This is a genomic window from Rothia sp. 88186D007BW (genome assembly GCF_053544215.1).
In genome coordinates, this window is record NZ_JBPPTR010000009.1 from 110,306 (window position 1) to 117,350 (window position 7,045).

4 protein-coding genes are annotated in these 7,045 nt (G+C 55.8%); all 4 read left to right on the forward strand.

The window, feature by feature from the left end:
• The first annotated feature begins 143 nt into the window (after positions 1 to 143).
• The 4 genes from pcrA (at position 144) to sucD (ending at position 5,827) form a co-directional block, all read left to right on the forward strand.
• Positions 144 to 2,825: a DNA helicase PcrA gene (pcrA, locus tag ACEE09_RS06770; protein WP_449083237.1), complete on the forward strand. Its 2,682-nt coding sequence runs from the start codon at positions 144 to 146 to the stop codon at positions 2,823 to 2,825.
• A gap of 81 nt (positions 2,826 to 2,906) precedes the next feature.
• Positions 2,907 to 3,503, forward strand: coding sequence for a sarcosine oxidase subunit gamma family protein (locus tag ACEE09_RS06775; protein ID WP_449083238.1), 597 nt, complete (start codon positions 2,907 to 2,909; stop codon positions 3,501 to 3,503).
• 206 nt (positions 3,504 to 3,709) lie between these two features.
• Complete coding sequence (gene sucC / locus ACEE09_RS06780; RefSeq protein WP_449083240.1) at positions 3,710 to 4,876, forward strand: ADP-forming succinate--CoA ligase subunit beta; 1,167 nt, start codon at positions 3,710 to 3,712, stop codon at positions 4,874 to 4,876.
• A gap of 33 nt (positions 4,877 to 4,909) precedes the next feature.
• The gene (gene sucD / locus ACEE09_RS06785) at positions 4,910 to 5,827 is read left to right on the forward strand and encodes a succinate--CoA ligase subunit alpha (protein ID WP_449083242.1); all 918 of its coding nucleotides are present in this window, start codon (positions 4,910 to 4,912) and stop codon (positions 5,825 to 5,827) included.
• The last annotated feature ends 1,218 nt before the right edge of the window (positions 5,828 to 7,045 follow it).

Sequence of the window (7,045 nt, forward strand, 5' to 3'; positions counted from 1 at the left end):
GCGTGTGCTCGCCGTAGAGGCGTTTCTTCTGACCTTTTGAAAGACCCATGCTGACTATCTTATCTGTCAGCTCAATCGGGTGTAGGCCCTGGCCTCCTCGCCTAAAATGGGGTGTTGACGGTTGATTTTTGGAAGGTTCTTCTATGTTTGATGACGACGATTTTATGCCTGCCCCCGCACCCAAGCGCCCAGGGGCACCAGAGGGCCAGCCCCTCGTGGAGGAACCTCCTTTTGACCCCTACTACGATGCGGCGCCCCCCGCTGAAGAGTTCCTGCCCCCCGCCTACCAGGTGGGCGGGTTTATGCCTGCCTTTGAGGACGCCCGCCCTACCCCCAGCGTCAGCCCCGAGACGCTGGTGGCCGGTCTGAACGAGCACCAAGCTGAGGCTGTGAAACATGCCGGCAGCCCCTTACTGATTGTGGCCGGGGCCGGGTCTGGCAAGACCCGTGTGCTCACCCACCGCATCGCCTACCTGTTGGCTACTGGCCGCGCCCACCAGGGGCAGATTTTAGCGATTACCTTCACCAATAAGGCAGCCGCTGAGATGCGAGAGCGTATCACCGCTCTGGTGGGGCCGCGGGCCCAGAGCATGTGGATTTCAACCTTCCACTCCTTCTGCGTGCGGGTGCTGCGCCGTGAAGCTCAGGCCTTAGGGCTCAAATCAACGTTCTCGATTTACGACTCGGCTGATTCTCAGCGTCTGCTGACGCTCATTATTAAGCAGATGAACCTTGATACTAAGAAGTTCACCGCCAAGGTGGTGGGCAACCGTATCTCTAACCTTAAAAATGAGCTGGTGAGCGCCCAGCAGTTCGCTGCTGAGACTAGCCCCACCGACCCCTGGGAGGGTGTGATTTCTAAGGTCTATACGGCGTACACTGAGCGCCTGCGGGCTGCTAACTCCCTGGACTTCGATGATCTTATCTTTGAGACAGTCAATCTTCTTAAGAATCACCCGCAGGTAGCTGATTACTACCGCCGTCGCTTCCGCCATATCCTGGTCGATGAGTATCAGGACACCAACCATGCCCAGTACCAGCTGGTGCGGCAACTGGTGGGGGGCGCGGCGCCCTTGCGCTCTGTGGCAGACCCCACCGACCAGGGCCCCTACCCCGATGCCTACCCGCCGGCTGAGCTGACGGTGGTGGGCGACTCTGACCAGTCCATCTACGCCTTCCGTGGGGCTGACATCCGCAATATCACCGATTTTGAGGAAGACTACCCGGCCGCCCACACTATTCTTTTGGAGCAAAACTACCGCTCGACCCAGAATATTCTTTCAGCGGCTAACGCCGTGATTGAGCGTAACCCGGGCCGCCGCCCCAAAAAACTCTGGACAGCCAGCGGGGACGGCGCCAAAATTACCGGTTACGTGGCAGAATCTGAGCACGCCGAGGCCCGCTATATTGCCCAGGAAATTGACCGGCTGCGTGATGAGCACGGTACTGCACCGGGTGATGTGGCTATCTTCTACCGCACCAACGCCCAGTCTCGCACCCTTGAAGAAATGCTCATGCGGGTGGGCTTACCCTACCGGGTGGTGGGTGGCACCCGCTTTTATGAGCGCAAAGAAATTAAGGACGCCCTGGCCTACCTGCGCGTGCTGGTTAACCCCGATGATGATATTAACGTCCGCCGTATACTCAATGAACCTAAGCGCGGTATCGGTGCTAAATCTGAGAGTGTGGTTGCCGACCATGCCCGCGCTAGCGGTATCTCCTTCATGGCTGCCCTGCGCCAGGGTAGTGAAGTGCCTGGGCTGGGTGCGGCGGCTGTCAAAAAGATGACGGCCTTTGCCCAGATGATAGATGATTTGGCGCAACTAGCTGCCACCGAGTCAGCGGCCACCTGCCTGGAGGCTGTGCTAGAGCAGACCGGCTACCTGGCCGCCCTGCGGGAGTCTAAGGACATTCAGGACGAATCCCGGGTAGAAAACCTCTCAGAGCTGGTGGACGCTGTGCGCGAGTTCGAAAGTGATAACGCCGGGGCCAGCCTAGAAGACTTCCTGGAGCATGTTGCCCTAGTTGCTGATGCTGACCAGATACCTAATAAGCCTAAGGCTGAGCAGGCGGGCGGGCCGTCTGCTGCCCAGATTGCTGCTGAGGTTGCAGAGGCCCGCTCCCAGGGCGTCATTACTCTTATGACCTTACATACCGCTAAGGGTCTGGAGTTCCCTGTGGTTTTCTTAACCGGTATGGAGCACGGCCTCTTCCCTCACCAGAGGGCTTTGACCGATGATTCTGAGATGAGTGAGGAGCGCCGTCTGGCCTATGTGGGTTTGACTCGCGCTATGGAACGCCTTTACTTGACGCGTGCGGAGAACCGTTCCATGTGGGGCCAGAGCCAGTTCAACCCGCCTTCGCCCTTCCTGGAAGAAATCCCTGAGGAGCTGATTGACTGGAAGCGCACGGGGTCTTCTTTTAGCGGTTATTCTGGTGGCGGCTATGGGGGCGCTTATGCGGGCGGACGCGGGGGCTGGGCTGGTGGACGCACCGGCGGCAGCTCATCGTATGGCTCTTCTACCTATTCGAGCCGTTTTGATGAACCGGCAAGGCGGGGCGCCCGTGAGCCTTCTACCAGTGAGGTGAACGGCTCAGCCACTTATGGGCTGAAGGCAGCAGCCCGTACTGTTTCTCGTGTGCAGCAGAATAAGGAAATTCCGGCGCTGGCGGTGGGTGACAGGGTTGAGCATGCTAGCTTTGGTGAGGGCCGGGTGACTGCGGTTGAGGGTGCTGGTGATAAGACTGTGGCTAAGGTGCGTTTTGCTCATGAAGAAAAGCGTCTTTTGTTGCGCTACGCACCGTTGACTAAAAAAACCAGCTAAGATGAGAGGGGCCTGGCACTATGAGATGTGGTGCCGGGTTTTTTCTGCCCGATCCAGTCAAGGACACCTGTGGAACACCTTATGACTCTTCCCACCGTACCCGAAGAATTCGTGACGGCAATGGATGAGATGACCGATACTCGTGTACAGCTTCGAGAAAACTCTGACCTATCGCTTTTCCGTATCGAAATTGACCCTACTACTTCTGTTGCCCGCCGTATTGAAAAGGTATTGGGTGTCGTTCTACCGGCTGCGCGCGGGCAAGTCACAGGCGATGCAACTGCCCTGCATCTGCTCTATGGCACTCGGCAGGTTGTAGCCTGCCTGTATGTTGAAGAAGGCGTCTACCTGGTGGTAACAAAGGTGGATGCTGTTAAGCTGGGCCGGGCACTGGCTGCGGCACTGGGGTCTGATGAGGGTCTGGTGCTGGATGTGTCGGTTAACCGTGCCGTGGTGAACTTGAGCGGCGTGGCGGCAGCAGATGTGATTGATGAAGTTGTGCACTTTGACTTCCCACCGGATTTCTTTGACCCGGGCAAGGCCCTGTCCTGTACCGTGGCTAAGGCTCGTATTATGCTCTGGCGGATTGATGAGTTGGAGTATCTGATGGTTCCTCGTGCCTCTGATACTGCCCCTTTTCTGCTGAATATTCTGGATGCCTGCGAGAAAGCTAAATAGGTGTAGCGGGGGAGCGCTCGTCATAACTGGTAGGTTTGTTTCGTTTGCAGGGAAAAAGGTCGCACCCCTGTAGGCAAGTGCGATAAAGTTTTGTCAAGAAGCTTTGTGTGCTCTAGCTCTCGTAACGGGGTCGGGCACTGAACTTCGTACATGTAAACGCTGGAAGCACCGCTTTCTGGCATCATTTCGGCGAAGAAGGAATCCCTGTGGACCTGTTTGAATACCAGGCACGCGATATCTTTGAGAAGCACGGCGTGCCCGTGCTCCAGGGCATCGTAGCTACCACCCCCGAAGAAGCAAAGGCGGCAGCTGAGAAAATCGGTGGCGTCACCGTTATCAAGGCCCAGGTTAAGGTGGGCGGGCGCGGTAAGGCAGGCGGCGTGAAGGTCGCCAAGACCGCCGACGAGGCCTACGAGTACGCCCAGCAGATTCTGGGCATGGACATTAAGGGCCACACTGTTCGCCGCGTGATGGTAGCCCAGGGCGCTGACATCGCTGAAGAATACTACTTCTCCATGCTGCTTGACCGCACTAACCGCTCCTACCTGGCCATGTGCTCTACTGAGGGCGGTATGGACATCGAAACCCTAGCTGCTGAGCGCCCCGAGGCCCTGGCTAAAGTCGAGGTCAACCCCCTGGAAGGTATCACCGCCGAAAAGGCCGCTGAAATTGTTGAGGCTGCTGGCTTCGCTGAGGGCACAGGCAAGGACGTCGCGGCGGTGCTGGTTAAGCTCGGTGAGGTTTATAAGAAGGAAGATGCCACCCTGGTTGAGGTTAACCCGCTGGTGAAGACCAGTGACGGCAAGATCCTGGCCTTAGACGGTAAGGTCTCCTTGGACAGCAATGCTGGGTTCCGCCAGCCTGATCACCAGGCGCTGGTGGATAAGTCAGCCGAGAACCCCCTAGAAGCCCAGGCAAAGGAGCACGGCCTCAACTACGTCAAGCTAGATGGCCAGGTAGGCGTAATCGGTAACGGTGCAGGCCTGGTCATGTCTACCCTGGACGTTGTTGCTTACGCTGGTGAGAAGCACGGCAAGGTTAAGCCCGCTAACTTCCTTGATATTGGTGGTGGTGCCTCCGCTGAGGTTATGACTGCTGGCCTAGATATTATTCTCAATGACGAGCAGGTTAAGTCTGTTTTCGTCAATGTGTTCGGTGGTATCACTGCCTGCGACGCTGTAGCTAACGGCATCGTTAAGGCCCTGGAAGTGCTGGGGGATAAGGCCACTAAGCCCCTGGTTGTCCGTCTGGACGGTAACAATGTTGAAGAGGGCCGCCAGATTCTTTCTGAGGCTAACCACCCGCTGGTTCACCTGGCTGACACCATGGACTCTGGTGCAGATAAGGCAGCCGAGCTGGCTCACACCGCATAAATCACCGCTGATTATTACTAGAAGGTTTTTATCATGTCTATCTTTTTGAACAAGGACTCTAAGGTCATCGTTCAGGGTATTACTGGCGGTGAAGGTTCTAAGCACACCGCCCGCATGCTTGCCGCTGGCACCCAGGTTGTAGGTGGCGTCAACGCCCGTAAGGCTGGCACCACCGTCTCTCACAAGGACGCCGCCGGTAAGAGCCTTGAACTGAAGGTCTACGGTTCTGTTGCTGAAGCCGTTGAGGAAACTGGCGCTGATGTCTCTATCGTCTTTGTTCCCCCGGCGTTCACTAAGGATGCCGTCATGGAGGCTATCGACGCTGAGGTTCCCCTGGTTGTTGTGATTACTGAGGGCGTACCGGTAGGGGATACCGCTGAGTTCTGGGCTTATGCTAAGAGCAAGGTGGATGCCTCAGGTAAGCAGGTCACTCGAATTATTGGCCCTAACTGCCCGGGCATTATTACCCCCGGTGAGGCTCTGGTGGGTATTACTCCTGCCAACATTACCGATAAGGGCAAGATTGGTTTGGTCTCTAAGTCTGGTACTTTGACTTACCAGATGATGTTTGAGTTGCGTGATATTGGGTTTACTACCGCTATTGGTATTGGTGGTGACCCCATTATTGGCACCACCCATATTGATGCTCTTGAGGCTTTTGAGGCTGACCCTGAGACCGAGGCTATTGTGATGATCGGTGAGATTGGTGGGGATGCTGAGGGGCGGGCCGCTGAGTACATTAAGGCTCATGTGACGAAGCCTGTTGTGGGGTATGTTGCTGGTTTCACGGCCCCTGAGGGTAAGACTATGGGCCATGCTGGTGCTATTGTTTCTGGTTCTTCAGGTACTGCTGAGGCGAAGAAAGAGGCCCTGGAGGCTGCTGGTGTGAAGGTCGGTAAGACCCCTTCTGAGGCTGCCCAGCTCATGCGCGAGATTTTTGCCAATAAGTAGAGATCCGAATGTCTGCTTCTCTTTGAACGAGGGAAGGACCAAGGAAGAGTGGTGGCGGTATCTGTAGAAGATACCGCCACCACTCTTCTTAGGGGGCTGCTAAGAAAGATTCTTAGTTTGAGCCGGTGATGGGGGGGGGGAGTGATGCCTGCTGCTACGGGGCGGGGGCATACGTTGAGAGTGGTGGGGCCACCGATAACGAAGTTCTGAGCACCGGTGCGGTTGCTGCCGTTACCCCAGGTGAGGGTGATGGTGTCAAGGGGCTCAGGGAAGCTCAAAGTGACGTTACCTGCAGTGGAGTTATAGCTCAGGTTGTTGCTAGTTGAGAGGGCGGTGAAGGTGGTGGTATCGCCGCTGGTAGAGATGGTGGCGCCACCGGTGACCAGGGGAGCGGAAGTTGCTACACCGTTGAGGGATGATTTGACAGTGAAAACATCCTGCCAGGGGCCACCACTGCCAGTGGTTCCCTGATCAACGTCACCAATATCAAAGGTGAAATTGGTGACAGGCTCGGAGAATCTCATGGTGATGGTAGTCTGCTGATTACCACCGGAGTAGCCGTTTTGGCCGCTCTGCAGGGTCTGGAAGAAGAGGTAGTCAGAAAAGCCTGAGTAGGAGGGGAAAGATACTCCGTCATTAGTAGGATACTTGGTGATGAGGTTCTGAGAGTTCGAGAGAGTAGGGCCTGATGAAGAGACGTGGGTGATGGTAAGCCTTGCCTTGCCGTCATTGGTCATGACGGAGCCTGTGTGGCGGTCACTGCCATTAGCTGCGACAGGGGTAGCGCGGACGAAGTTAGTCCAGGTAATGCCAGTGGAAGCCTCAGTGTTAGTGTTAGAGCAGACGTCCGGGCTAGCTGCGTAGGCAGGAATAGTAGTGGTAGCAACAACTGCAGGAGCAGCCCAAGCGGCTCCCTTAGCGAGTGTACGGCGTGAAACGGCCATGATAATCCTTCTAAAAATGGGTGATTTCTGCTTGTGGTAGCAAGGTTATGATGATTATTCCTGCCTTCTGAGAATTGGATACAAACAAAAATTGCATGCCCTCAGAGAAGAGGAAAAGGGTACAAAAAACCTGTTTTCTTTTAAAATATTAGTCGAAGATTAGGCACCATAAAAGTCTTTCAGACACCTAAAAACTAGGAGGCTTATTCAAAAGTCCCACCCGCAGCCAAAAACACCAACCCCCGCACCACCGCAAACACCCGCCCATACAACC